The 23,963-nt window shown below is 72.8% G+C and carries 17 protein-coding genes; 5 read left to right on the top strand and 12 right to left on the bottom strand.

The genetic code is table 11. The annotated features are described in order from the left end of the window. Positions 1–23: 23 nt before the first annotated feature. Positions 24–962: an ABC transporter permease gene (locus tag AC07AG_RS19410; RefSeq protein WP_478756259.1), complete on the bottom strand. Its 939-nt coding sequence runs from the start codon at positions 960–962 to the stop codon at positions 24–26. 129 nt (positions 963–1,091) lie between these two features. On the opposite strand from AC07AG_RS19410, the gene AC07AG_RS19405 reads away from it, so the two are divergent. Next, positions 1,092–1,712 carry a TetR/AcrR family transcriptional regulator gene (locus tag AC07AG_RS19405; RefSeq protein WP_478756258.1) on the top strand — a complete coding sequence of 207 codons (621 nt, stop codon included), beginning with the start codon at positions 1,092–1,094 and terminating at the stop codon, positions 1,710–1,712. Positions 1,713–1,753: 41 nt separating this feature from the next. Here the strand turns inward: AC07AG_RS19405 and AC07AG_RS19400 are convergent, their stop codons facing one another. Beyond that, a complete protein-coding gene (locus AC07AG_RS19400) occupies positions 1,754–1,924 on the bottom strand; it encodes a hypothetical protein (RefSeq protein ID WP_478756257.1) in 171 nt (56 codons plus the stop codon). 181 nt (positions 1,925–2,105) lie between these two features. Here AC07AG_RS19400 and AC07AG_RS19395 point away from each other — a divergent pair, with 181 nt between their 5' ends. Beyond that, entirely contained in the window at positions 2,106–3,311 is a 1,206-nt protein-coding gene (locus AC07AG_RS19395) for a sensor histidine kinase (RefSeq protein WP_478756256.1), read from the top strand. Continuing rightward, positions 3,299–3,943, top strand: a complete 645-nt coding sequence (locus tag AC07AG_RS19390; RefSeq protein ID WP_361047395.1) for a response regulator transcription factor — start codon at positions 3,299–3,301, stop codon at positions 3,941–3,943. Before AC07AG_RS19395 ends, AC07AG_RS19390 begins: the two co-directional genes overlap by 13 nt. A gap of 50 nt (positions 3,944–3,993) precedes the next feature. Here AC07AG_RS19390 and AC07AG_RS19385 read toward each other — a convergent pair whose 3' ends face one another. The 4 genes from AC07AG_RS19385 to AC07AG_RS19370 all read right to left on the bottom strand — a co-directional run bounded on the left by AC07AG_RS19385 (position 3,994) and on the right by AC07AG_RS19370 (position 8,653). After that, positions 3,994–4,161 carry a hypothetical protein gene (locus AC07AG_RS19385; protein ID WP_478756255.1) on the bottom strand — a complete coding sequence of 56 codons (168 nt, stop codon included), beginning with the start codon at positions 4,159–4,161 and terminating at the stop codon, positions 3,994–3,996. Between the two features lie 274 nt (positions 4,162–4,435). Next, positions 4,436–7,012, bottom strand: coding sequence for an ABC transporter permease (locus tag AC07AG_RS19380; RefSeq protein ID WP_478756254.1), 2,577 nt, complete (start codon positions 7,010–7,012; stop codon positions 4,436–4,438). Continuing rightward, on the bottom strand, positions 7,009–7,788 hold the full coding sequence (locus tag AC07AG_RS19375; RefSeq protein ID WP_478756253.1) for an ABC transporter ATP-binding protein: 780 nt from the start codon (positions 7,786–7,788) through the stop codon (positions 7,009–7,011). The genes AC07AG_RS19380 and AC07AG_RS19375 overlap by 4 nt, the downstream gene beginning before the upstream one ends. 157 nt (positions 7,789–7,945) lie before the next feature. Beyond that, positions 7,946–8,653, bottom strand: coding sequence for an NAD(P)-dependent oxidoreductase (locus tag AC07AG_RS19370; protein ID WP_478756252.1), 708 nt, complete (start codon positions 8,651–8,653; stop codon positions 7,946–7,948). Between the two features lie 119 nt (positions 8,654–8,772). Here AC07AG_RS19370 and AC07AG_RS19365 point away from each other — a divergent pair, with 119 nt between their 5' ends. Further along, positions 8,773–9,528 (top strand): TetR/AcrR family transcriptional regulator, encoded by a 756-nt coding sequence (locus tag AC07AG_RS19365; RefSeq protein ID WP_478756251.1) that lies wholly within the window; start codon positions 8,773–8,775, stop codon positions 9,526–9,528. A 36-nt stretch (positions 9,529–9,564) separates the two neighbouring features. Here the strand turns inward: AC07AG_RS19365 and galE are convergent, their stop codons facing one another. The 4 genes from galE to AC07AG_RS19345 form a co-directional block, all read right to left on the bottom strand. Then, a complete protein-coding gene (gene galE, locus AC07AG_RS19360) occupies positions 9,565–10,548 on the bottom strand; it encodes a UDP-glucose 4-epimerase GalE (protein ID WP_478756250.1) in 984 nt (327 codons plus the stop codon). A 101-nt stretch (positions 10,549–10,649) separates the two neighbouring features. Next, the gene (locus tag AC07AG_RS19355; protein WP_478756249.1) at positions 10,650–12,311 is read right to left on the bottom strand and encodes a glycosyltransferase; all 1,662 of its coding nucleotides are present in this window, start codon (positions 12,309–12,311) and stop codon (positions 10,650–10,652) included. Positions 12,312–12,358: 47 nt separating this feature from the next. Further along, positions 12,359–13,984 carry a hypothetical protein gene (locus tag AC07AG_RS19350; RefSeq protein ID WP_478756326.1) on the bottom strand — a complete coding sequence of 542 codons (1,626 nt, stop codon included), beginning with the start codon at positions 13,982–13,984 and terminating at the stop codon, positions 12,359–12,361. Positions 13,985–13,986: 2 nt separating this feature from the next. Further along, positions 13,987–17,610: a bifunctional glycosyltransferase/CDP-glycerol:glycerophosphate glycerophosphotransferase gene (locus AC07AG_RS19345; RefSeq protein ID WP_478756248.1), complete on the bottom strand. Its 3,624-nt coding sequence runs from the start codon at positions 17,608–17,610 to the stop codon at positions 13,987–13,989. A gap of 169 nt (positions 17,611–17,779) precedes the next feature. Between AC07AG_RS19345 and AC07AG_RS19340 the strand changes: the two genes are divergently transcribed. Next, positions 17,780–19,876, top strand: a complete 2,097-nt coding sequence (locus AC07AG_RS19340) for a bifunctional glycosyltransferase/CDP-glycerol:glycerophosphate glycerophosphotransferase (protein ID WP_478756247.1) — start codon at positions 17,780–17,782, stop codon at positions 19,874–19,876. A 24-nt stretch (positions 19,877–19,900) separates the two neighbouring features. Here the strand turns inward: AC07AG_RS19340 and AC07AG_RS19335 are convergent, their stop codons facing one another. After that, entirely contained in the window at positions 19,901–22,735 is a 2,835-nt protein-coding gene (locus AC07AG_RS19335) for a stealth conserved region 3 domain-containing protein (RefSeq protein WP_478756246.1), read from the bottom strand. Next, entirely contained in the window at positions 22,732–23,730 is a 999-nt protein-coding gene (locus tag AC07AG_RS19330) for a hypothetical protein (RefSeq protein WP_478756245.1), read from the bottom strand. The genes AC07AG_RS19335 and AC07AG_RS19330 overlap by 4 nt, the downstream gene beginning before the upstream one ends. Between the last annotated feature and the right edge of the window lie 233 nt (positions 23,731–23,963).

Genomic DNA, 23,963 nt, shown 5'->3' with positions numbered 1-23,963 from the left:
CCCTTGGGGGAGTTGCTGTCTTCTCAGCCACGGCCGTACGTCTCCTCTGCCTTCCAGAAGTAGATGAACCCGCCGACCCCGGCGAGCAGTGCCCAGCCGACGGCCCACGCCCAGACGTGGTGCGGGAGCTGGTCCGCGTGGAAGCTGTCGATGAGCGCGAACCGCATCAGGTCGATGTAGATGGCGGCCGGATTGCACTCCAGGAGGACCTGGAGCGCGTGCGGCAGGTGCTGGTCCTTGAGGACCGCGTCGATGCTCCACATCACGCCGGACACGTACATCCACGTGCGCAGCACGAACGGCATCAGCTGGGCGATGTCCGGCGTCTTGCTGCCCAGGCGGGCCATCACCAGGGCCAGGCCCGTGTTGAACGTGAACTGCAGGACCAGGACCGGGACCACCAGGAACCAGGACATGCTCGGCGGGACGCCGAAGCAGAGCAGGATCACGACCAGCGCGCCCATGGAGAACAGGAGCTGCTGGAGCTGCTGGAGGCTGAAGGAGACCGGCAGCGCGGCCCGCGGGAAGTGCAGGGCGCGCACCAGGCCGAGGTTGCCGGCGATGGCGCGGGTGCCCGCCATCACCGAGCTCTGCGTGAACGTGAAGATGAAGACGCCGGTGACCAGGAACGGGACGTAGTCCGGGACGTCGTGCTTGGTGTTCATCAGCACGCCGAAGATGAAGTAGTACACCGCCGCGTTCAGGAGCGGCGTCATCACCTGCCAGACCTGGCCGAGCTTCGCCTGGCTGTACTGGGCGGTGAGCTTGGCGGTCGCGAAGGCGGTGATGAAGTGGCGCCGCTGCCAGAGCTGCCGGACGTACGCCGGGAGCGTGGGGCGGGCGCCGCTGACGGTCAGGCCGTGCCGGGCTGCGAGCTCGGCGGGGTCGACGGCGTCGAGGGCGGGGCCGGGTGCGCCGGCCGCGTCCGCGGGGCGGGATGGAGCGTCCAGGACCTGACTCACGTCCGCTGCTTTCACTCGGGAGCCATGGGGCGCGTACGTCGGGACGGGCCCGTATCGTCGCAACGTCGAGAGTAGGACCATGCGACGTCGGAACGCAACCGTATCGTCGTCACGTTCTATGCTGTCCGCATGAAGACGAGCAGGCCAGGAGATGAACAGCCGCGCCGCAGGGCGCCCGCGGGGGCCGCGGTGCTCCGTGAGGATGTGACCGAGGCCATCAGGGCCGCCGTCTTCGAGGAGCTCGCGGCGGTCGGGTACGCGCGCATGTCCATCGAGGGCATCGCGCGCCGCGCGGGCGTCGGCAAGACCGCCGTGTACCGCCGCTGGCGCTCCAAGCTGCATCTGGTGCTCGACCTGGTGTCGGCGATAGCGGTCCAGGGTCTGCCGATGCCGGACAGCGGCTCCCTGGAGGGCGATCTGCGGCTGCTGTACGAGGTGACGTCGCGCGCCCTGCGGCATCCCGTGGCCTCGCAGGTGATCCCCGATCTGCAGGCGGAGGCGGCACGCAACCCGGAGATCGCGGAGGCCATGCAGAAGGCCTTGCGGGAGGGGCAGCACGGGGTGGCGAACGGCATCGTGCGGGCCGCCGTGGCGCGGGGCGAGGTGCGGGACGGGGTCGACGAGGACCTCGCCCTCGACCTGGTGTCGGGGCCGCTCTACTGGCGGTCCGTGGTGGTGCGGGCCGAGCTGCCCAAGGGGTATCTGGGCAGCCTCGCCACGGCTACGGCGGCGGCGCTTCGGGCGTTGTGAGTTCCGGGCGTCGTGAGTTCCGGGCGTCGTGAGTTCCGGGCTCAGGCCTGGGGGTGCCTTTCGCGCATCAGGAACAGGGCCACGCCCGAACCGAGTGTGGCGACGCCGGTGCAGACGCTGATCAGGACCTGCTGCACCCCGTCGAAGGCGAAGCTGGTGGAGACGTTGGCGACCAGGGCGATCGCGAGGACGAGCCAGAGCAGGGCCTTCATGGCGGGGCCTTTCAAGTCGGGTGCGGACAGCGGGGTGTGTCCCGCTGCGAGATCAACTCTGCCGGGGCGCGGGCCGCGTGACGATGGTGTGCTCTCCCGGACCGGGGGTGTAGCGCGCTACACCTTCCCCCGGGGAGCACTCTCGCCCGCGTGTGCGAGTGGGGTCGCATAGCCTCTGACCATGCGGGAGACACTGCGGCGTACGGAGCGGGCCCTGGAGCAGCTGGGCGTCGCGGCGCTGCTCTCCCTGGCGTCGTACCTCTTCATCGGGGTCATCCTGCTCACCCTCGTCACCACGCTCATCGTCGTGGGCGCGGGCGTTCTGCCCGAGACGGTCCTGATGCTGCGCAGGATGGCCGGCTTCAAGCGGCGGCGCGTCGCCGTGTGGACGGGCAAGGAGATCCCCGAGGCGTACGTGCCGCTGGTCGGCACGCTCGGCCGGCGGGTGCGCGCGGGGGTCACGGATCCGGCGACGTACCGCGATCTGCGGTGGCTGGGCCTGCATTTCTTCTATGGATGGTTGTTGCTGTACATCGCGCTTCCGGTGTTCATCGTCGGGATGCTGGTCGACGGTGTGTGGTGCGGGCTGCTCGGCCGCCGTGCCGTGGTGCTGCCGCTGGTGGCGCGCATCGCCGATCTGGAGGCCGCCTGGTCGGGGGCGCTGCTCAAGGCGTCGCCGGAGGCGGAGCGGGCCGCGCGGCTCACCGAGCGGGTCGAGGAACTGACCGTCACGCGGGCCGGCGCGGTCGCCGCGCACGGTGCCGAACTGCGGCGCATCGAGCGGGACTTGCACGACGGGACGCAGGCGCGGCTGGTGTCGATGTCGATGCGGGTGGGGCTCGCGAGGCGTGCCTTCGACAAGGATCCCGAAGCGGCTCGCAAGCTGCTCGCCGATGCGCAGGACCAGGCGGAGGAGGCGCTGACCGAGCTGCGGCACGTCGTGCGCGGCATCCATCCGCCGATCCTGACGGACCGGGGTCTGGTGGGGGCGGTGCGGGCGCTTGCCGCGAGCAGCGGGCTTGATGTGGCGGTGCGTGCCGAGGGTGTCGAAGATGTGTCGGGGGATGCGGTGCGGGCTCCGGCCGCGGTGGAGGCCGCCGCGTACTTCGTCGTGGCGGAGGCGCTGACGAACGCCGCCAAGCACAGCGGTTCGGAGCGGGCCTCCGTGGAACTTGCGCGGGTGGGCGGGGTGTTGAGGATCTCGGTACGTGACGAGGGGCGGGGCGGGGCCGATGACGCGGGTGGTAGTGGGAGCAGTGGTGGCAGTGGGGGTAGTGGGCTGCTCGGGATGCGGCGTCGGGTCGCTGCGCTCGATGGGACCGTGGAAGTGGTGAGCCCCGTCGGGGGGCCGACCGTGATCGAAGTGGAGCTGCCGTGCGCGTGGTGATCGCCGAGGACAATGCCCTGTTGCGGGAGGGGATGGTGCTGTTGCTGTCTTCCGCCGGGCATGAGGTGGTGGCGGTGGCCGCGAGCGGGCCGGAGGTGCTTCCGGCGCTCCTGGAACACCGGCCGGACGTCGCCGTCCTGGACGTGCGGATGCCGCCGGGGTTCCGGGACGAGGGACTGCGGGCCGCGCTCGCGGCGCGGGTGGAGATTCCCGGGCTTCCGGTGCTCGTGCTGTCGCAGTACGTCGAGGAGACGTACGCCGCCGAGCTGTTGGGCGGGGGCGCGAGCGGCGTCGGGTACCTGTTGAAGGACCGGGTGGGGCGGGTCGACGAGTTCCTTGACGCGTTGGAGCGGGTGGCGGGGGGCGGGACCGCGCTGGACCCGGAGGTGGTCACGGAGCTGCTGACGCGGCGGCGCGACGACCCGCTGGACTCGCTGACGCCTCGGGAGCGGGAGGTGCTCCAGCTGATGGCGGAGGGGCGGGACAACGGGACGATCGCGTCGGCGCTCGTGGTGTCGGACCGGGCGGTGAGCAAGCACATCGGGAACGTGTTCCTGAAGCTGGGGCTGCCGCCGAGCGACAGCGGGCATCGGCGGGTGCTCGCAGTGCTGGCCTATCTCAACAGGGGCTGAGCTCTGGACGGAGGCTGAGCTCTGGACAGGGGCTGAGCTCTGGCGTCAGGTCAGGACCGCTTCTCCCGCTTGACGAACAGGGTCACGCCGCAGGCGAGGGCCAGGACGCCGGTGGCCACGCTGACGAGGGCCTGCCGTGTGTTGTCGTCGATGACGAAGCTGGACGAGATGTTGACGACGAGGGCGACGGCGAGCACGAGCCAGAGAAAGATCTTCATGGGGTCAAGTGTGCCGGTGGGGCGGGGGCGGTCTGTCTTGGGGTGCGGGTCCCGTCTGCGGGTGCGTGTGGGCTGCGGGGTCGGTCTGCTTTGGGGGCGGGGCCGTGCCGGTATGTCCGTCCTCGCTATCGTCCGGTGGCCGTGGGGCTGCTTCGCTGCTGGAGTGCCGGGAACCGTGCTCCGGGCGGACATACCGGCCCGTCCCCTCGCGAGCGTCGCCGACTGCGGGGTCACGGGCGGATGGGCGGGGAGTGGCCGCCCATCCGCAGTGCCGTCAGCGCCCCTGCGAGGGGTAGCGTCCCCGCAGCGCCCGCCAGGCCGGCGGCAGCGTCCCCGCGGCTGTCGTCGCGGCGACCACCAGAGCGATCGACGCCACCTGCGCAACCGCAACGTACGGCAAGGAACGCGCCATCGCCGCCCCGAAGGCGAGCAGCGGGACCGCGGCCACCGCCGTGCCGACCGCGAGGCCGGTCAGCGCCGTGGCCGCCGCCTCCAGGCGCAGCATGCGGCGCAGTTGACCCCGGCCCGCCCCGGCGAGGCGGAGGAGGGACAGCTCGGGGCGCCGTCCGATGGTGATGAGGCACAGCGTGCTCAGGACGGCGATGACGGTGAAGCCGCCGATCGCGCCTACCGCCGCCACGGTCACCACCTCACCCAGCGCCCGGTCCTCCGGTTCGAGCCGCTCGGGCGCGGGGTCCGCCGTCACCTTCGCCCCGGGGGCAGCCGCCCGCAGGGCGCCGGCGGTGGTGCCGGGCGCGGCGACCAGGATCCGGTCCGCCCCCGGCACCGACGTGTGACGGAGCAGTTGTTCCCGGGAGAAGAGGAAGGCGCCGAGCGCCAGTTCGCGGTCGTACGTCGCCACCACCTCGAAGCGTGACTCCACACCGTCCCCGAAGCGCAGCGTCACCGTCGAGCCGGGACGCGCGTCCAGGGCGCGGGCCTGGTCCCGGCCCACCGCCACCGTGCCGGGGCGCAGTTCGCCGATGTCGCCCTGCCGCACGCCGGGGTCCAGGGTCCGTGCCAGGCCGCCGGGGGTGACGCCGAGCACCGGGAGGCGGTCCAGGCGGGGCGAGCCCGTCTCCCGGCGGGCCAGGACCACCGTGCTCTGTGTGATGCCGGTCGCGGACCGCACGCCGGGCACCTCCCGGATCCGCTCCAGCGTGCCCTCGGGCAGGCCGCCCTCCGCCGTCACCGCGAAGTCCGCCCGCGCCGCACCCTGCGACTGCGCCCCCGCGGCCTGCGTCATCGTCGCGCCCGCGGAGAGCTGGACCAGGACGAATGCCGTCACCAGGATGATCGGTGTGATGGCCGCTCCCAACCGGCGTGCTGATGCGATGCAGTTGGCTGCCGCCAGGTGGCCCGCCGCGCCGCCGAAGCGCCGCATCGGCGCCCCGAGCACCCGCATCGCGCCCTCGGCGATCCACGGGCCGAGCAGCGCGCAGCCGATGACCAGGACCACCGCCGCCGCACCGGCGGCCGCCGCCGCGGCCTCCCCGTGCTGGAGCGTGGCGGTGCCCGCCGAGCTCACGCCCAGGAAAAGCAGCACGAGGCCGGTGATCTGGCGGCCCCTGCCCGGCGCCGCCTCGCGCAACGCCTCGGCGGGGCGCACCTTCGCCGTCCTCGCGCACGCGATCAGCGCGGCCAGGCGGGCGGCGAGCAGCGTCAGGCCCGCGGTGACGAGTGGGGTCGGCAACAGCCAGGGAGGGAAGGGGAGTTCCAGACCCGGCGGCAGTGCGTCGCGCGCGTCGAGCAGTGCGCGGAGACCGAAGTACGCAGGGATCGCCCCGACCGCTCCGACCAGCGCCGCCACCGTCGCGACCCGGCCGACCTCCCGGCCCACCGCGCCCCGCAGCTGCCGTGGCGTCGCGCCGACCGCCCGCAACAGGGCCAGTTCGCGGGAGCGTTGCTGGAGTGCCTGCACGATCGTCGACGACACGACGAGCAGCGCGATCAGTACGACGGTGCCGGCCACGGAGCCGAGCAGCGCGAGCATGCCCGCGCGGGCCGGAGCGACCTGGAGGAACTCGGCGCCGCCGCGCCCGTCCCCGGTCAGGACGCGGAGCCCGGCGCCGTCCCCGTCCGCCCGGTGCCCGACGCTCTTGAGGCCCGCTGTGTCCAGGGCGTGCCGCACGCGCGCGTGGAGGGCCGACGTGCTCGTGCCGGGGTCGGCCGTGACGCCGATGGCCGCCACCGATCCGGGGTGACCGGCCAGGCGGCGGGCCTCGGGGGAGGTGAAGTAGACGGCGGCGCTCGGGCCTTCGGCGATCCCGGTGACCTTGTACGTGGCGTCGATGCCGGACGCGCGGACAGTGATCCGGTCGCCGACGCGGGCCGTTCCCTCGCCCACGACGACCTCGCGTCCGCGCCTCGGGGCGCCCCCGTCCCGTAGAGCCTGAGGCGCCAACTGGGCGGCGCTCCATGGCCGTCCGGTGGCCGCGCCTCCCCGCACGCCTCCCCGCACGCCCACCTGGAAGACCTCGTCGGCGATCGCCGCGCGGACCCCGGGGACCTCGCGCACGGCCTTCAGCGCCGCCCGCGGGACCCGCACGCGTTCGGTGAGACCGGCCGTCGCCGTCTCGGGGTCGCTGCCCCACGGCTTGGCCGTGAATCGGGTGCTCTGGTCACCGGTGACGACGAGGTCGGCCCCGTCGTAGCGCTCCACGCGCGCGTGCCCGAGCCCGGCCGACGCGAGCGCAAGGCCGAAGGCGCCGAGGAGGAGCGAGGTGAGGGCGAGCGCGGCGAAGACCGCGGCCCACGCCTTGCGGTGCATGCGGGCCGCGCGCGAGGCGAGAAGCCGGGTGACGTTCGGGGGCGTACTCGTCCGGTGCGTGCTCGTCCGGTGTGTACTCATACTGTCGTCCGCCCCAAGTCCCGCATGATGGAGTGCACTTGGGCGCTGTCCGGCCGGAGGAGCCGGGTGACCACGTGGCCGTCGGCGAGGAAGAGTGCTTCGTCGGCCCAGGCTGCGGCCGCCGGGTCGTGCGTCACCATCACCACGGTGTGGCCGTCCTGGTCGACGGCCTGACGCAGCAGCGCGAGCACGCCGTGCGCGGTGACGGGGTCCAGGGCGCCGGTGGGCTCGTCGGCGAAGACGACTTCCGGGCGGGTGACGAGGGCGCGGGCGATGGCCACGCGTTGCTGCTGCCCGCCGGAGAGTTCGGTGGGGCGGTCGTCGCCCCGGCCGCCGAGCCCGACCTCGGCGAGGCCGAGCGAGACGCGTCCTTCGTCGGGCTCGCCGCCGAGGAGCAGCGGCAGGGCGACGTTCTCGGCGACGCTGAGCGAGGGCACGAGGTTGTGCGCCTGGAACACGAACCCGACACGTTCACGTCGAAGGCGGGTGAGGGCGGCTTCCTTGAGGGAGCCGATGTCCACGCCCCCGATGCGTACGGTCCCCGCGCTGGGCCGGTCGAGTCCGGCGGCGCACTGCAGGAGGGTCGACTTGCCGGACCCGGAAGGACCCATGACGGCGAGGAACCGGCCACGGGGGAGCGTGAGTCGGAGGGGTTCGAGCGCGGCACGGCCGCCGCGCCGATAGGTCCGGGTCACCCCGTCGAGACAGAGCGCGTCGCCCCCGCCCGACGGACCGCCCTCCAGGGTCCCCACCGCGGAACCTTGCCGCCTGAACATCGCTGAACGCTCCCTCTCGCCCGACCGCCACTGCCACCGGAAACGCTAGGCAGCGGGGCCGACGGGAACGAGGGAGCACGGTCCCGGAGCGGGGGTGTAGCTGGCTCCACCAGAGCCAGGAGCCCCGGGACCAGGAGCCTCAGAGCCAGGAGCCCGCTCAGTACCCCACGGTGAACCGCCGCTGCACGAACCGCGGGAGCTCCGTCTCGTCCAGCAGCGCCACCGCCGCGTCCTCCATCGAGATGCGGCTGCGGCCCGTCGCGTCCAGGACCGGCTGGTCGCCGCCCACCCGGAAGCGGCCCGTGCGTTCACCCGGGGCGATGTCCTCGGCGGGGCTGAAGTAGGTCCACAGGCGGTTGGACGTGCGCAGGGTGTCGAGGGCTTCGCGGTGGCCGCGTACCGCCGCGGCGTACTCCCTCGGCAGGCCCAGCGAGTCGAGCGTCCCGTGCAGGTCCTCGTCCGAGTCGGCGCGGACGCGACCCGGCTCGGTCTCCAGGCTGCCCGCGCCGCCGACCACGATGAGCCGGACCCTGGGGCGGCTCTCCAGCGCCTTCAGGAGGGCCTTGGCCGCGATTACGTAGACCGTGGGGTCGGCGATCGAGCGGCGTACCGTGTCGTTGAAATCCTTCGCCGCATTTCCCGGCTGGAAAGCACTGATCATTACGTCGAGGCCCCGGACCGCCACCGCGTCCGCCACGCTGTCGGTGTCCAGGACGTCGAGTGTCCTCCAGGTGATCCCCTCCCTCTTTTCGCTGATGAGGGACGCATCGCGAGTGAAAGCCGTGACCTTGTGGTCGCGGGCCAGCGCCTCGGTGACCACGCGTCGGCCGATATTTCCAGTGGCTCCAATTACCCCTATGTGCATGACTCTCCCCTTGTCCTGCCACGTGTTCTGTCGCGCGTTGAATTCCGCGAACGAGGCGTGACTATACGGTGTGAAGTTTTGATACGGCAAGCAGTGAAGTGACGCTGTAGAGTCGTCGCGTGACAGCAGGCGAGGCAGTGGAGAGCGGCGGCAAAACCGGTACGCGCGGGCGTCGCGCTCGCCTTCGGGCCGAGACCACCGCCGAGATCAAAGAAGTCGCCCTGGGGCTCATGGCGTCCGGCGGGCCCGACGCCATCGCCCTGCGCGCCATCGCCCGCGAGATGGGCATGACGGCCAACGCCATCTACGGGTACTTCGCCACCCGGGACGACCTCATCACCGCGCTCATCGGCGACGTGTACGCCTCGCTCGCCGATGCGGTGGATTCCGCGTGGAGGGCCGTGCCGGGCGAGGACCCGGCCGGTCGCATCCTCGCCTGGGCCTGCGCCTTCCGGGACTGGGCGCTCGCCGACTCCGGTGGTTTCAGGCTCATCTACGGGGCGCCGGTGTCCGGCTACCGTCCACCCGCCGAGGGCGCCGCGCCGGATGCCGAGCACCGGGTCTGCGCCGGGCTCACGCGCCTGGCCGCCGACGCCTGGCCGAAGGCCGAACCGCTGCACGCGGGCGGTGACTTCCGGTGGTCCGACTTCGACCCGAAGCTGGCGGGCGAGGTGCGCGAGGAGTTCCCGGGCCTGCCGCCCGCCGCCGTGGCCGTCGCGCTGCGCATCTGGGGTCATCTGCACGGCCTGGTCTCGCTGGAGATCTACGGCCATCTGCTCAGCCAGACGGTCTCCCCGGACAAGCTCTACCGCGAGGAGATCGCCCAGCTGATCCGTTCGCTCGGGCTCAACCCCGCGGCGGATTCCGGTCGTTGACCGCCCCGGGCCCTGGCCCGAGGCCTTGCGCGCGCTCTACTTCCGCCCCGCCCCCGGATGCAGCCGCACCCACCCGGCCCACGCCGAAGCCACCATCTCGCGTACGTCCCGCTTGGCCGACCAGCCGAGTTCGGCGGCGATGCGGTCCGCCGAGGCCACCACGCGGGCCGGGTCGCCGGGGCGGCGCGGGGCTACCGTGGGCGGCAGGTCGTAACCCGTGACCTCGTTGATGAGGGTGGCCATCTCCAGGACCGAGACGCCCTCGCCGCGGCCGATGTTGAGGGTCAGGTCGGTGCCGCGCGGCGCCGTGGCCAGCCTGCGGGCCGTCGCCACATGGGCCTCCGCCAGGTCGGCCACGTGGATGTAGTCGCGTACGCACGTGCCGTCCGGTGTCGGGTAGTCCGCGCCGAAGACGCGCGGGGCCTGCCCTTCCGTGAGCTTCTCGAAGACCATCGGGACCAGGTTGTGGACGCCCGTGTCGGCCAGCTCGGGGCTCGCCGCGCCCGCCACGTTGAAGTACCGCAGCGACGCCGTCGACAGGCCGTGCGCCCGGCCCGTCGCGCGGACCAGCCACTCGCCCGCCAGCTTCGTCTCGCCGTACGGACTCATCGGGAGGCAGGGGGTCTCCTCCGTCACCAGGTCCACGTCGGGCATGCCGTACACCGCCGCCGAGGACGAGAGGACGAAGGAACCGACGCCCGCATCCGTCACCGCCGAGAGCAGGACCCGAAGGCCCTCCACGTTCTCGTGGTAGTACCGCAGCGGCTGCTCGACCGACTCGCCCACCTGCTTCTTCGCCGCCAGGTGCACGACCCCCGTGACGGCGTGCTCCGTCAGCGTGCGGGACAGCAGGTCCGCGTCCAGCGTCGAGCCGGTCACCAGCGGCACGCCGTCGGGGACGCGCTCGGCGATGCCCGAGGACAGGTCGTCGTAGACCACGGCCCGCTCGCCCGCCTCCGTCATGGCGCGGACCACGTGAGCCCCGATGTAGCCGGCGCCGCCGGTGATCAGCCAGGTCATCGTCAGTGAGCCTTCCGTGTCGTCCTGTGTTGTCTCGTGTCGTCGCGCGTGTCGTCGGCGTTCGGACGTGAAGTGTCGCAGAGCCGCACGTACGGGCGGCGTCAGCGCCCGCCGCCGCCCACCCACCGCGCGAGCCGCCTGCGCGCCACCCCCGCCACACCCCGCATCCCCGGCGCGAGCCGCACCGCCAGGTTCCCCGCCTGCGTCGCGTACGGCTGGGCGAGGAGCAGCCCCCGGCGCGAAGGCAGCGCCGTGCGCCGCAGCAGTCCCGGGCCCGCGACCGCACGCGCCGTCGTCTCGCGCGCCGTCCCGTCGTCGAAGTGGAGGCGCAGCCGCAGGTCCCACACGCCGCCGCCGAGCGAACCCAGGTCGAGGACGACCTCGGTCAGCCAGGTGTCCCCGCCCTTCGTGTCCCCGCCCTCGGTGTCCGCGGGCTCGAACGCCGCCGTGCGGCGCAGCGACGGGCCCTCGCCGTTCCTCGGCGCGAGCTCCACGTCGACCGTCGTCGGGCCCGCGTCCGCCACCCGTCCGTACAGCTCGTGCAGCCGCAGCGTCAGGCGGCTGCGGTGCGCGCGGGGGCGCAGCTCGGCGTCCACCGCGAGGGGGAGGAGGCGGATGGGGCGGACGAGGAGGTGGTCCAGGGTCACCTGGGGGAGGTCCGGGGACCAGATGGGTGTGACGCCGTCCGGCGCCAGCGGATAGGGAGGCGAGAGGCGCGCCGGGCGGGCCGCGACCTCCTGGAGGCGGGGCAGGTCGCGCGGCTCGGGGGACGCCTGGATCACGCGGGCGATGACCCGGCCCGGCGCGGGCGCCGCGTCCAGGTCGGCCGTGTCGAAGGTCGCGAGGTACGCGCGCGTGGCCGTCCACCACTCCTGCCGGTACTCCGGGCTCCGCGTGGTGAGCTCACGCGCGTACATCCGCAGGCTGTGGTCGATGAACTTGGCCCGCGCCGCCCGTGCGAGCCGCTTGCCCGCGGTCCCACTCGCGCTCGGCGCCTCACGGAGGATCTCGACCGACTGGCGGTGGGCCTCCACGCGGGCCTGCCAGTTGGCGATGCCCGAGCGGTCGAGGGAGATCGACAGCTTGGCCGCCGTGCGGCGCACGTTCCACACGTAGACGGGGTCCGTGATCAGCGCGATGCGCGGGCCCGCCGCCAGGACGCGGGCCGTGAAGACGAAGTCCTCGTACGTGAAGCGGCCCTCGGGGAAGCGCAGGGCGTGCCGGCGCAGGAAGTCGGTGCGGTAGAGCTTGTTGACGCAGAGGGTGTCGTGGACCAGGCGGGTGCGCAGCTCCGGGCGGGCGATGAGGCGGGCCTTCTTGTAGAGCATGGGCTGCCAGGGGGTCTCGCGTCCGGAGGGCAGCTCGCGGCGTACGCACAGGCCCGTGACCACCTCGGCGTCGTGCCGCGCGGCGGCCTTGAGGAGGGCGTCCACCGCGCCGGGCGGCAGCACGTCGTCGCTGTCGAGGAACATCACGTACGCGGAGGTCGTGGCCTCGATCCCGTCGTTGCGGGGAGTGCCGCAGCCGCCGCTGTTGGCGGCGCGGCGGATGGGTTTGACGCGCGGGTCCTCCTGCGCGAGCGCCGCGAGCAGCTCACCGCTGCCGTCCGTCGAGCCGTCGTCGACGGCGATCACCTCGCGGACGGCGGGTCCCTGGGCGAGCGCCGAGCGCACCGCGTCCGCGACGTGCGCCGCGTCGTTGTAGCCGATCACGACGACACAGACCTGAGGCGGCGGGGGCGAGAGAGACAGAGAGAGGTCCACGGGGGAAATTTTAGAGGTTGCCAGTAATTATCCGATTAGGGGGTCTTTTACTGGTTCGTGTTGCCCGTCTCCCGTCGGTTCGTGGTCCCGCCACTCGCCTTCGCGTTCCCGCCGCTCGCCTCCGCATTCCCGCCGCTCACCCGCGCGAGCACCTCGCCCGTCCGCGGTCCCCACGCCACCACGACCGCCTCCTTGGGCACCTTCTGGTCGGGCGAGAGCAGCAGCCAGCGCACGTGGTGGCGGCGCACGATCCGCGTGCGTTCGGCGCGGGTCGAATCGGGGGAGAGGTAGTCGCGCACCTCCTGGAGCCGGCGGTTGCGCGTGTCCTCGGCGAGGGAGGCGTCCGGCCAGGCGGGGGCGACGAGGTTGGCGCCGTACGCGGGAACGGACCGGGTGGGGTAGTAGCCGTTGGTCAGGACGACGTCGCCCTTGCGCATCTGGCTCACCGCCCAGCCGTAGCCGGGCCAGCGCGGCGGCTGGTCGAAGCCCACCGGGTCGAGGGCGCGCGGCACGACCGCGCCCGCCTGGAGCGTGAAGAAGCCGATGGCCGCTCCGGTGGCCGCCGCGCCCCCCATCGCCATGCGCCACCGGCGCCAGGGGCGGGGCGCCGCGAGTTCGATGGCGAGGGCGAACTGGAGGGGGACGAGGGTCAGGCCCAGGATGCGGCCGTAGGTGTAGTGGCCGCTGAGCCAGCCGTAGGCCACGACCGCGCAGTCCAGGGCGAACATCAGGGCCAGCGGATCGCGGCGGTTCCTCCGGAACCTCAGCGCGAGCGCGGGCAGGCCGAGCAGCGCGAGCCAGAACCGCTGCGGCATCTCGGTGTAGAGCTGCCGGTGGATCCAGTCGACGCTCTCGTCACCGACGAGGGAGAAGACCGAGTAGTAGGGCCAGCTCGCCGCGGCCACCGCCGCCGTCACGGCGGTCACCGCCCACTTCCACAGCGCGGGGAAGGGGCGCTTGGCCGAGGCCGCGAACGCCACCACTCCGATCACCGCCGCCACGGACGAGATGGGGTGGACGAGCAGGATCACCCCGCACAGCGCCCCGAGACCCACGTACGCCCCGAGACCCGCGTACGCCCCGACACCGCGAGGCGACTTCGCGAGCGAACCCGCCCAGGCCCACGCCCAGAACGCCAGGCCGATCGCGAACGTCGACGGGTAGGCGAGGTTCCCCGTCATCGACATCAGACCGAGGTAGCCGCTCCACCACGCCATCCGCGTGCCCCAGAGCACCACCATCGCGAACAGGGCCAGGACCGGCGCCCATTGACGTGGTGTCAGGACCTTCACGAACCGGCCGAGGCCCGTGAGCAGCACGAGCAGGTTCAGCGGCCCCGCCAGCTTCACGACCTCCCAGCCCGCGAGCCCGGTCGCCCGCGCGAAGACGCCCTGCGCCACCGCGTACGGCGAGTAGTACGGACTGCCCGCGCCCGGCAGGTCCGCCATCGGGTGGCGCGGGTGCAGCAGGTCGTCCTTGAGCCGCTCCACGACCGCCGCGTGCTGCCCGAAGTCGCAGCACATCGGCACCCGCCAGAAGGCGAGCGACATGACGATCCAGAACAGACCGCCGAACACGACGTACGGGCTCGGCCGCCACCGGCCGCGCCCGTGCAGGGCCGTCGCGCCGTGGACCTCGCGGCGCGTGAGGAGGCCCGCTCCCCGCGTGGCCATGCTCATCGCATGAGCCTCTCCGCGACGCGGGCCGAGGCCCGGCCGTCGTCCAGGTCGCAGTAGGCCTCGCGGAACGCCGCGTACGCCTCCGCGTGCCGGGCCGTGATGGAGTCCAGGTCGCGCAGCGCCTCGACGACCTCGCCGGTGGAGGCGAGCAGCGGTCCCGGCGCGCTGGTCTCGAAGTCGAGATAGAAGCCGCGGACCGTGTCGCGGTAGTGCTCAAGGTCGTAGGCGTGGAAGAGCATCGGACGCCCCGTGTGCGCGAAGTCGAACATCAGGGAGGAGTAGTCCGTCACCAACACGTCCGAGATCAGCAGGAGTTCGGTCGTGCGGGGGTGGGACGACACATCGCGTACGAAGGGCGCGCAGGCCCCGGGCAGGCGGCCCGCCGTCAGCGGATGCTTGCGCACGAGCAGGACGTGGTCGTCGCCGAGTACGTCCCGCGCCGCGGCGAGGTCGAGCGCGGGTTCGTAGCGGAAGCGGCCGGGGGAGTAGGCCAGGTGGTCCCGGTAGGTCGGCGCGTACAGGATGACCCGCTTGTCGGGGGCGATGTCCAGCTCGCGGCGCACGCGTTCGGCGACCTTGCCGCGGTCCTCGGAGAAGAGGACGTCGTTGCGGGGCGAGCCCGCTTCCATCACCTCGCCCTCGTAGGCCAGGGCGCGCCCCAGATGAGGTGTCGAGAAACGGTTCGGCGACACGAGCACGTCCCACTGGCGGGAGAGCTTCGGCAGGACGTCGAGGTGGCCGTGGTCGGCGTAGAGGGTGTCCGTGAGGTCGGTGCCGATGCGCTTGAGGGGCGCTCCGTTCCAGGTCTGTACGACGGTCTGCCCGTCCCGCCGCTCGAAGAAGTCGGGCAGATGGCCCGCGGTCACGATGCGCCGGCAGCGGGCGAGCGCCTCGTACCAGGCGGCGCTGTGCTCCTCCACGCCCTTCGCCCCGTCGGGCACCTTCGTCTGCTGGTCCTGCGTCACCCACAGGTGCTCGACCTCGGCGCCGCGCCGCACCAGCTCCTCGTGGACCGCGCGCGGCGAGTCGCCGTCGAAGTAGAGCACCGCGTCCCGCAGCGGCTGTGTGCGCCTGTTCGGATAGTGCGCGGTGCGCAGCCGATGCCGCCGGTAGGCCCCTCGCTCACCGCGGGCGAGCACGGACCCCGCTTCGAGCAGCAGCCGGTCCCCGAACCGCCGGTCGACGGTGAACTCCCGCCCCTCCACGGTCCGGTGGAGCGGAAAGGCGGCGGATACGGAGGCGAGCAGCCGCACGGGCATGCCGTCCTCGCCGTGGGCGGCATGAGCGGCGTGGGACCCGCCTCCGTCCCGCAGACCACCGCGCGCCGCCGCACCCTTGCCAGCGCCGGCGCCGGCGCCGGCGCCGGCGCCGGCGTCCCCGCGCACCGTCCCGCCTCGCCCCGGCGCCGTACCCGCGCGTGACTCGCCGTGCCCTGCGTCCCCGGTCTCGCGCAGGAACGCGTACCACCGCCCCTCCCGCAGCACCCCGCCCCCGGGCGCCACCACTCCCCGGAAGCGCCCGGCGGTGCGCTCCACCGGCACCGTCAGCTCCTCGTCCCTGCCGCTGTGCCGGAGCACCAGCTCCGCCGCGTCCCAGCTCGCGTCGGACACCGTGCCCTCGATCGTCAGCGTGCCGTCCGTGCTCCACGCCACCCGGTCGGCGATCGGCTGCCGGGTCAGTTCGATGACGAGCTGGCCCTGGTCGTTCGCCGACGCGCACAGCTCCCGGCCGCCCTCGCGCGACGCGTAGCGGCCCGGCGGCAGGTCGAGGACCGCCGCGAGGGACTTCAGCTTGCCGTCCGGCAGGACCAGGTTGGCCTGCCAGCGGTCGCCGTGCGGGGGCTCGACCTCCTTGGGGGCCAGGTGCGGTGTCGGCGCGATGTCCTCCAGGTCCGCGAGGCGCACGCGCACGTCGAAGCGGTCGTCGCCGGGCAGCGCCACGGGGTAGTCGAACTCCGCCGACGAGTGCTTGTGCGTCAGGCGCAGGGCGGTCGGGCGCAGATGGCTCGGCAGGTGGCCGCCGAGGACCATCTCGTCGCCGTCCCGGTGATGGGCGTCGACCCGTGCCACGTAGTCCTGGATCTTCAGCACCAGGCGGCCCTTGCTGTAGCCGAGCACCAGGCGGAGCCCGTCGCCCAGTTCGCGTACGACGGACTGGGTGGACGACCCGTCCAGGGGGCGCACGGCGGCCCGGCGCACGGAACCGTGGCCCGCGACGACCACGCCGAGCAGCCAGTTGCCCGGCCTCCAGCGGCCGCCGGTCTTCAGCTGCTCGGGGTCGATGGTCAGCTCGAACCCGGAGAGGTCGTAGCAGTGCAGCTGCTGCTGGGAGTTCTCGGTGGCCTGCGGTGCGGCGACGGTCCGGGTGGCGATTTTCCTCAACTGCGCCCTGCTGTGAGCGGACTTGAGGATGGCCGCCTTGATGGAGTGGCCGGGCCGCGTCGCCTCCAGGTTGCGCACGTACGCGTATCCGCTGATCCGCAGCAGCCCGTCAGCGCCCCAACTGGCCTCCCGCACCCGCGAGATGACCGGAAGCTCGCCCCGCCCGAGCCGGGCCAGCTCCTGCGGGACGCGGATGTGACCGCCCGAGCTCCGCGGGTAGGTGGCGCTGCGCCGCACCACCCCGCGGACCTGGAAGGCGTTCTTGTTGCGCTGCTCGAAGGTGAGCAGGTCGATCAGGTCGGCGGTGCGCCCCTCGCGTACGAGATGCCATTTCACGCGCAGGGACACCGGAAGCCCGGCGACGACGCCCGGATCCGCGCGGCGCAGGAACGCGGCGGCGCCCTTCATGAACGTCGCGCGGTACTCGGGCCCGCCCATCGGCAGGCCCTCCAGGAAGTACACGAAGTCGTCGCGCAGGCAGGACGTGTCGTACGTCCCCCGCATCTCGGGCGCGTGCTCGGCGAGGAACGCGCTGACGTGCGCGCACGCCGCGATCCGGTCGCGCACGCCCTTGACGTCCGTGCGGCGCCGGGTGATCGAGCCCTCGCGCACCCGCCAGTAGTAGACGTGGTCGCTGAGCACGTCCACGGAACCCGCGAGGAAGTGCGCCGGGATCATGACGGGCGTGTCCTCGTAGAGCTTGCCCTCGGGGAAGGTGAAGCCGTGCCGGTCCCAGAAGGCGCGCCGGAAGACCTTGTTCCAGGCGACGCGGTCGGCGAGCAGCTCCAGGTCGCGGCTGATGTGGGTGCGCGAGCGCGGCTCGGTGAGCCACTTGTACTGCCAGGCCTGCTGGCGGCCGCGCTCGTTCAGGCGCCAGACGTTGCCGCTCGCGAAGTCGGATCCGGTCGAGTCCAGGCTCGCGGTCATCCGTGCGTACGCGTCGTGCGGCACGACGTCGTCGCTGTCGACGAAGGTCAGGTACTCGGCGGTCGGGGTCGCGTGCCGCACCCCGGTGTTGCGGGCCGCGCTGAGCCCCGCGTTCGGCTGGCGCACATAGACGAACCTCGGATCCTTCGCCGCGAACTCACGTGCGATCCGCGGACTGCCGTCCGTCGAGCCGTCGTCGACGAGCACGGCCTCCAGGTCGGCCATGGTCTGCCCGGCGATCGACTCCAGGCACTCCTCCAGAAACTCTTCGACGTTGTAGATGGGCACGACGACGCTGAGACGGGGCTGCACGGCGACCGGCCTTTCGTACGCTCCCAGTCATGGGAGTGGGGAGAATCATGGGAGTACGGGCTTATTCATCCCTTTTGCCCCTTCCGGTCAATTTCTTTGCCTCGCTTCATCCCAATGAGTGAGGCGCGGTCTTCGACAGGGCGTGCCCGGCTGGCTACGGTCGGTGTTCATGTCGCGCTTCTCGGTTGTCGTCCCCGCCCATCGCGTCCAGGGCTACCTGAGGGAATGCCTGGACTCCGTGCTCGACCAGAGCCGCGCCGATCTGGAGCTGATCGTCGTGGACGACGCGTCGCCCGACGCGTCCGCCGCGATCGCCGCGGAGTGTGCGGAGCGCGACCCACGCGTGCAACTCGTCCGCGTCCCCGCGCACGCGGGTACGGGTCCCGCCCGCAACATCGGCGCGGACCGCGCCACCGGCAGCTACCTCCTCTTCCTCGACGGCGACGACCTGCTCCTGCCGGGCGCCCTGGAGGCGATCGCGCAGGCCCTCGACGCCGCGGACGACCCGGACGTCCTGGTCTTCGGCCACGACCGCGTCGACTGGTGGGAGAGCGTGCGTACGGGCGGCGACGACCTGGCGGGGGACCAGCTGGCCGTCACCGTCGCCGCCTGGAACCGCGTCTTCAGGCGCGGCTTCTGGCAGGAGCGCCGCCTCGCGTTCAGCGACGGTGCCTACGAGGACGTGGTGCCGGTGCGGCGCGCCACCCTGACGCCCGGCGCGCGCACCGCCGTCCTCGACAAGGCCTGCGTCCGCTGGCGCGAGCGGCGCGGCGGCAGCTTCGCCACCTCGCCGGGCCGCGAGCACTTCGCCGTCATCGGGCGGTACGAGGAGCTGCTCGCCGGCGCGGACCCGGCCGACCGCGCCCGGCTCGTCCCGCACGCGGCCGCGCATCTGCTCGCGGTGCTCGACGACCCCGGGCGCATCGCGCCGCGCGACCGGCGTGACTTCTTCCGCGGGGCGGCCCGCCTCTACCGGACGTACGGACCTGCGGGCCCGGCGCCCACTCCGGGGGCCAAGGCCCTCGCCACCGCCTCGTACGCCGCCTATGAAGCGCAGCGCAAGAGCCGGTCCCGCAGGACGGGCGTCACCCGCAGGCTCAAGGAACAGAAGAAGAAGCTGCGCGCCCGCGCCATGCGCGTCGCCTACCGCGCCGACCTGCGCCGCCCCCTCGACCCCCACCTCGCGGTCTACGGCGCCTACTGGAACCGCGGGATCTCCTGCAACCCGGCCGCCATCCACGCCAAGGCCCGCGAACTCGCCCCGCACATCCGGGGCGTGTGGGTGGTCTCCTCACGGCACAAGCACCGCGTACCGGCCGGGGTCGAGTACGTCGTCGAGGGCTCGCGGCGCTACTGGCAGGCGATGGCCAGGGCGACGTACCTGATCAACAACTCCAGCTTCCCCGGCGGCTTCACCAAGCGCCCCGGCCAGGTCTACCTCCAGACCCACCACGGAACCCCGCTCAAGAAGATGGGCCTCGACCAGCGCCGCTACCCCGCAGGCACGCACGGCATCAGCTTCCAGAAGGTCCTGGACCACACCGACCAGTGGGACCTCAGCCTCTCCGCGAACCCGCACTCCACGGAGGTCTGGGAGCGGGTCTACCCCTCGACGGCCTACCAGGCCCTGGAGGCGGGCTACCCGCGCAACGACGTCTACTTCACGGCGGGCGAAGCGGAAGTGCGCAAGATCCGCGAGGAGTTGGGGGTGGCGGACGGCCGGACGGTCCTGCTCTACGCGCCCACCCACCGCGACTACCAGAAGGGCTTCCTGCCCCGCGTGGACCTGGAGCGCTTCGTGCGCGCACTGGGCCCTTCGTACGTCGTGCTCGTGCGCGCCCACTACTTCTACGGCGCCGACGCGGGCCTGCGCGCCCACCCGCAGCTCGTCGACGTCACCGGTCACGCGCGCGTGGAGGACCTCTGCCTGGCCGCCGACGCCCTCGTCACCGACTACTCGTCGCTGATGTTCGACTACGCCTGCCTTGACCGCCCGATCGTGACGTACGCCCCCGACTGGCAGGCCTACCGCATGGCCCGTGGGACGTACTTCGACCTGCTCTCCGGGCGGCCGGGAGAGACGCCGGGGGCCGTGGCCACCACCGAGGACGAGCTCGCCGGGCTCTTCCTCGGCGGGGAGTGGGACACGGCCGGTGCGGCGGACCTGCGCAAGGCCTTCCGGGCCCGGTTCTGTCCCTACGACGACGGGGGCGCCGCCGAGCGGGTGGTGCGGCGGCTCTTCCTGGACGGTCAGCCCCGCGCGTAGCCGGTCAGCCCAGCTCGTAGCCCGTCAGCCCCGCTCGTAGGGGGAGCGGACCGGGAAGTACGCCGCCAGGAACGAGCGGATGGCCAGCGCCATCTCCTCGTCGGCAAGCTCGCTGTCGGGGGACTCGCCGATGCAGAACGCCGTCTTGTTGCGGCCCTGGAGCAGCTGGCCCAGGCGGGCGTGGTCCTCGCGGCTCCCGATGTCCACGAAGTCGTACGCGATGCCCGCCGGCACGGCGCGCCCCGTGAGGTACGCGTAGTGGTGGTGCAGGGACGACACCAGGGCGAGGTCGCCGTTCGAGCGGAAGCGGCTGCGGGCGGTGGCCTCCAGCTCTTCGGGGAACCGCTCGGTGAGCTCCGCGAGGACGCTGCGGTGCAGGGCGTAAGGGGCGTGGAAGAAGCTGTGCGTCGTCGTCCTGCCGAACTCCCGCTGGAGCAGGGCGCGGTTGTTCTTCGCCGCGGCCAGATAGCCCTCGTCGTCCGGTGAGACGGGCAGCGCGGGCACGGACGCCGACGACCAGAAGAAGCGCGAGATGCCCGAGCTGTGGAAGAACGTGTCCGGGGTGGTGGGGCGGCCGAGGAACATGTCGTCGTTGAGGTAGAGGAAGTGCTCCGACAGGCCCTCGATGCGGTGCAGTTGGCTCTCGATGGAGTGGGAGTTGAAGGTGGGGAGCGCGGCGTCCGGGTCGGCGAAGAGGTCGCGGTGGTCGATCACCGTGACGTCCGGGTGGGCCGCGTTGAGCCAGGAGGGGGTCTGGCCCGCCGTGACGAGGTAGATGTGCCGGATCCAGGGCGCGTACATCGCGAGCGAGCGCATCGAGTAGCGCAGCTCGTCGCGGTTGCGGAAGCGTACGGCGCCGTGGTCGGGCGAGGTGTCGTCGTCGGGGCCGCCGAGGGCCGCCGCGCGGCGTGCGCGCCACTCGGGGTCGGAGTCGTCGACCCAGGTGTAGACCGCGTCGATGGGGAAGTCCACGTCGCCGACGAGGAGTTGGGCGAAGACGTCGAGCGTCGGGTACGTGCGGTCGGCGATGCGGAGGGTCGCCGTGGGGGAGAGGGAGGGGAGCTCGGATCCGGCGAGGGTGGTGCCGAAGGGCGCGCGCCGGGCGTCGCTCCCGCCGGCCCCGTCGTCTGTGACCCGCGGCCAGAACGCCACCGTGCAGGACTGTCCGACGCCGTGCCGCAGGGAGAGCGTCGTCGTGGTCACCGGCTTGAAGATCTTGACGCCCGCGACCTCGCCGATGCCGTCGAGCCGCTCGGCGAGCACGACCCCGGGGGCGGCGTCCCGCGGATGGACCAGCTCGGCGTAGACGGGCTGCCCGTGCAGGGACTCGGCGAGCGCCTTGAGCGCCCCGTCGCGCTCGTCGTCGGCCACGGCGAGGGTGTGCGTGGTGCCGGACGTGCGGACCAGGACGTAGGGAATGTCCTCCGACTCCAGTGCCGTGGCGGTGAGTTCGAGGTTCCAGTCGGTCATGTCGGGCGCGAGGACGTCGTCCCGGCGCTCGGCGAGCCGGCCCACCGAGCGGATGACGAGGCCGCTGGTGTCGGCGGCGGCGATCTCGTCCTCGCGGGCGCGCTCATCGGCGGCGGGCTCGGCATTCAGGGTGTACGGCGTGGTCGGGCGGAACCCGCTGCCGCCGGACGCGACGCCGAGCGCCACCCGGTCCGCGCGGTCGTCGAGCCGCTCGGGGGCGTCGCGCCGGGCAAGGAGCCGGGAGTACAGCTCCTGCCAGCGGGCGGTGACGTCGGTGGAGGAGAAGCGGGCGTAGACGCCTTCGCGGGCGGCGTGCGCGTAGCCGCGCCGCGTCTCGGGGTCGCCCATCAACTCGCTCATGGCGGCGGCCAGTTCATGGATCTCGCCGGGCGGTACGAGCAGTCCGTCGACGCGGTGCCTGACGATCTCGGCGGGCCCGGTCAGGACGTCGTACGCGACGACGGGCACACCCGCGGCGAGCGCTTCGAGCAGCACGAGCGGGAACGCCTCGTTGTGCCCCGCGGTCATCAGGGTGAGCCCCGCCTTGGCCCACTCGGCGGCCATGTCCTGGCAGGGGCCGAGGAGTTCGACGCGGTCCTGCAGCCCGAAGCCGTCGACCAGGCGGCGCAGATGCTGCTCGCGGTGGCCGCCGCCGAAGACGCGCAGGGTCCAGTCGGGATAGGCGTCGGCGACTTCGGCGAAGGCCCGCACGGCGTGGTCGACGCGCTTCTCGCCCGTGAGGCGCGCGGCCATGACGATGACCTTGCTCTCGCCGTCGGCGCGCGGCCGGAAGCCGTCGGGCACGGCGTTCGGGATGACCGCGAGCTCGGGGGCGGTGGCGCCGAGGGACTCCGCGATCCAGTCGCGGGTGCGCTCGGTGAGGGTGACCAGGGCGTCCAGGCGCGGCGCGTGCAGGAGCAGGGGCTCGCCGGAGGGGCCGCGGCGCTGCGTGGGGCGGTGCTCCTGGTGCACGGTGACGACCCTGGCCGGGACGAGATCGACGGCGGCGGCCATCAGGGCGGGCGTCGTGGTGACCAGGACGTCGGTGTCCAGGGTGGTCAGGGCGGCGGCCATCTCGACGTCGGAGAGCCGGTCGAAGGCGGACTCCCAGGCGGGCTTGATCAGTTCGCTGGGCAGCGCGGCGAGGGTGCGGCAGGCGGCCTCGTCCAGGCGCGATGCGCGCACCGGGCGCTCGGGCGAGGCCGTGCGGTCGACGAGATAGCGGACGGGGAGGCTGCGGGCCTCGGGGAAGAAGGGCTCGGGCCGGGTCCTGAAGACGGAGATGACCTCGACGTCGTGCCGGTCCGCGAGGTGCTGCGCCTGGGTGTAGGTGGCCAGCTCGGTGCCGCCCATCTCGTCGCCCCAGCCGAGGAGGTACGTGATCTTCATGAGGTCTCCTTCGAGATGTCCCAGCAGGTCAGCGCGAAGCCACCGGACTTGGTGAAGTGGGCGTGGGCCCGGACCAGGGCGCCGCTCGGCAGGGCGAAGACGCGGAAGGGGGTGGGGTAGGCGGCCGAGGGGTCGCGCACGTCGGAGAGCCAGCGGCCGAGGGGGAGCGTGACGGCATGGCTGTCCGCCTCCACGTGGAAGTCCCACACCCACTGGCCGGGGCTAGCTCCCGCCATCTCCGCGAGGGGCAGCCGGAAGCTGAACTCGGGGCCCTCCCACACCGCCCCGACGGGCACGGTGACCCCGTCCCTGCGCCGTACGGCCTTGGCCCGCCACCGCCGCCGGGCGCCCGTCATGACGAGCCGCCCGTGCACGGTGATGCCGTCGCCGCCGGGCACGAACCGGGTGAGCTCGGCGCGGGGCCTTGACCGCGTCACCTGGAGCACCGCGCGCCCGCTGCGGCACCGGACGACGCGGATGAGGGTGCCGGTGCGGGGGTCGGGGGCGTGGTGGAGGGTGGGCGTGGGCGGCGGTTCGGTGTCCCCCTCGATGCCGATGCCGCGCCTCAGGACGCGTCCGCGGGCGTCGGCGGTGACGACCGTGAGCCGCCAGACGCCCTCGCCCAGGCGGGGGCGGGCAGGGGTGTTCGGCTCGTCGCGTACGTCCGGTACGTCGGGCACATCGCGTACGTCGCGCAAGGTGGCGGTCCCGGACAGGAGCAGTCCGCCGTGGGCGTGCTGCTCGAAGGCGAGCGGGATCCGGAACCGGCGGTGGCCGCGCGAGACGAGCAGATGGGCCCGCTCGACCTGCTCGTCGGCGACGGCGGCGAATGCGACGTTGAGCGTCCGGCTGTCCCGGATCGACAGATGCACGGGCGCCAGGAGCGTCTGCGCCCCACCGCCGACCCGGCCGGCGGCGGCGCGTTCCGCGCGGAAGCGGGTGGTCCTGACGGTGGCGAGGAGCCGCCGGGCGGCGGGCGGCAGGGCCGGGGTCATGGCGTGAACCCAATGTGGTGCATTGGGCCACTTTGCCTGTTGTTCGTTCCCGCGCGGCCTGTTGTTCGCTCCGCCGGGGGGTGTGGCCGCGCCCGGGTCACCCGCCTGGCGGACGGGAGCGTGACCTTGGGCGGTATATGGCGGTTAGCCCCTTAATGATCATTTCTCTCGCGCAGTTCCAGCGCCGTAAGGAATCATCCGCACCACCGGCCGAAGCCCCCTCTTCGGCCCCT

This window comes from Streptomyces sp. NPDC044044, from assembly GCF_056434405.1.
This window is presented reverse-complemented; position numbering and strand designations above follow the sequence as displayed.

Coding starts and splice junctions, on each gene's coding strand:
- AC07AG_RS19395 (WP_478756256.1), top strand. CDS start 2,106: ATGCGGGAGACACTGCGGCGTACGGAGCGGGCCCTGGAGCAGCTGGGC.
- AC07AG_RS19335 (WP_478756246.1), bottom strand. CDS start 22,735: ATGAAGATCACGTACCTCCTCGGCTGGGGCGACGAGATGGGCGGCACC.
- AC07AG_RS19375 (WP_478756253.1), bottom strand. CDS start 7,788: ATGTTCAGGCGGCAAGGTTCCGCGGTGGGGACCCTGGAGGGCGGTCCG.
- galE (WP_478756250.1), bottom strand. CDS start 10,548: ATGACCTGGCTGATCACCGGCGGCGCCGGCTACATCGGGGCTCACGTG.
- AC07AG_RS19405 (WP_478756258.1), top strand. CDS start 1,092: ATGAAGACGAGCAGGCCAGGAGATGAACAGCCGCGCCGCAGGGCGCCC.
- AC07AG_RS19380 (WP_478756254.1), bottom strand. CDS start 7,012: ATGAGTACACACCGGACGAGCACGCACCGGACGAGTACGCCCCCGAAC.
- AC07AG_RS19370 (WP_478756252.1), bottom strand. CDS start 8,653: ATGCACATAGGGGTAATTGGAGCCACTGGAAATATCGGCCGACGCGTG.
- AC07AG_RS19340 (WP_478756247.1), top strand. CDS start 17,780: ATGTCGCGCTTCTCGGTTGTCGTCCCCGCCCATCGCGTCCAGGGCTAC.
- AC07AG_RS19350 (WP_478756326.1), bottom strand. CDS start 13,984: ATGGCCACGCGGGGAGCGGGCCTCCTCACGCGCCGCGAGGTCCACGGC.
- AC07AG_RS19330 (WP_478756245.1), bottom strand. CDS start 23,730: ATGACCCCGGCCCTGCCGCCCGCCGCCCGGCGGCTCCTCGCCACCGTC.
- AC07AG_RS19385 (WP_478756255.1), bottom strand. CDS start 4,161: ATGAAGATCTTTCTCTGGCTCGTGCTCGCCGTCGCCCTCGTCGTCAAC.
- AC07AG_RS19400 (WP_478756257.1), bottom strand. CDS start 1,924: ATGAAGGCCCTGCTCTGGCTCGTCCTCGCGATCGCCCTGGTCGCCAAC.